Origin of the sequence: Robertmurraya siralis (assembly GCF_005502275.1) — a bacterium.
In the GTDB taxonomy this organism is placed as follows: domain Bacteria; phylum Bacillota; class Bacilli; order Bacillales; family Cytobacillaceae; genus Robertmurraya; species Robertmurraya siralis.
Window position 1 is genome coordinate 1 of sequence record NZ_SWLZ01000056.1, and the last position, 1,854, is coordinate 1,854.

Consider the following 1,854-nt stretch of genomic DNA (forward strand, 5'->3'; position numbering starts at 1 on the left):
CTTAGAAGATAATGACTTAACTATTACTCATCAGTATTTACAATATAACATAAAACGTGAAAATACTGAAAGGGCGTAAACGGTAAACGCATAGGCATAAGGGGGTTCCCTCCTAGGGGGGTTCCCTTGTGTTTATGCGTATCGTTCGCCTTTTTTTATACGAACATTTATTTGTGCCGACGAAAATACGTTCGCATTTATTGTATCAATTTTTAATTTTATTGCTTGTAAAATATTAGGGATAAATTAATAAATGTGTGCGCCTGACGCTCTGCGGAGCAAGCAAGCAGGCGCACACATTTTGTAATTAACGCTATTATTTACGGTCAATATTTTTAAAACGAGAGGAAAATGGTATCTTCCGAAAGGGTTCTGAAGAGGTTTGACTATGTGCAGATATTGTGCTAAATTTGTATCAAAAAGGTGGTAGAGAGGTGAAAATATGGCTGAAATGGTGAGGGTGAATACCAGGATTTCATCAAAGTTGAATGAATGGTTGGACAAGCAAAGCGATGAAACAGGGGTTCCGAAAAGTACGATCGTTATGTTAGCGTTGGAGAATTATTTTCAGCAAAAAGAAGCTATGAAAAGCATGGGGAATATGGGAGATATTTTAAAAAAGTTAGAAGAAATAGAAAAACGAATTGAGAAATAGCTGTCCAGCGAAAGAAACTATGGAAGGCAAGCGTTAGCGATTCCTTGATAATGGGAAGTCCCCTAAGGTAAGCTGTCCCGCAAGGGTGGGGGGAAGTGCTTTTCTTCCCTCCAAGGCTTACGGGGTTCTTAGGGGGCAGGGACCCGTTGTCAAGGATGCCTGTAATAGCTTCTGAAGCGGTGGCTATACACTTTTCTATATATTAACTTGATTTAGATTAAACTTTAGCACAAAAAAAAGGGGTGAAAAATTTGAAAAAACACAGTAGTGACAAGGTTTCAATAGGTGATAATGACCTTGTAAAAGTGAAGCAAATGAATCATGTAATTGAGGTTCGTCATTCTAGTAAAGTGAATTATAAACCTAACATAAAAAAGTTGGACAAGAATACTTATGTTGAAATTTCTACTGGTGAGATAAAAGAGTTTACACATTCTGAAAATCGTCAACAAAACTACAATTCTCTTCGTCAAACTTTTAATAGATTAAGAGATTTAATAAATAATAATTTTAAAGGGTCATCTAATGAATTACATGTTACCTTGACATATAAAGAGAATATGAAAGATACAGTTAGGCTTTATAAGGATTTTAAACGCTTTATGACACGTTTAAAACGTTTGTATAAAGATAGGTCTACAATTGATTACATAAATGTAATAGAGCCTCAAGAGCGTGGAGCATGGCATTGTCATTGCTTAATTAGATTTAATGATGTGGATAAGATTTTTTTAAGTAATAATAAGGTTCGCGAATTATGGGAGCAAGGGAAGATTGTATCTACTAAATCATTAAAGAATATAGATAATATAGGGGCTTATTTATCAGCTTATTTAACTGATATTGAGTTGACTGATGAAAATGCTTTAAGTGCTTTAAACGCTGATGGGAAATTAGCTATAAAAGAGGTGGAAGGTAAAAAGTATATTAAAGGTGGAAGATTGCACATGTATCCATCTGGAATGAATCTCTACCGAAAATCTAAAGGTATAACTGTACCAGTAGAAGTTGAAATGTCATTTGGAAGGGTAAAGAAAAAAGTGGGAGCTGCCACTCCACACTTTGAGAAGTCTATTACCTTAGAAGATAATGACTTAACTATTACTCATCAGTATTTACAATATAACATAAAACGTGAAAATACTGAAAGGGCGTAAACGGTAAACGCATAGGCATAAGGGGGTTCCCTCCTAGGGGGG

Annotated in this window: 2 protein-coding genes; both read left to right on the forward strand. The window is 35.4% G+C overall.

All coding sequences use genetic code 11. The features are described 5' to 3' along the window. Positions 1-442: 442 nt before the first annotated feature. Positions 443-655 carry a hypothetical protein gene (locus tag FCJ93_RS24600; RefSeq protein ID WP_137744927.1) on the forward strand — a complete coding sequence of 71 codons (213 nt, stop codon included), beginning with the start codon at positions 443-445 and terminating at the stop codon, positions 653-655. 251 nt (positions 656-906) lie between these two features. After that, entirely contained in the window at positions 907-1,812 is a 906-nt protein-coding gene (locus FCJ93_RS24605; RefSeq protein WP_235879588.1) for a helitron helicase-like domain-containing protein, read from the forward strand. Positions 1,813-1,854: the final 42 nt, after the last annotated feature.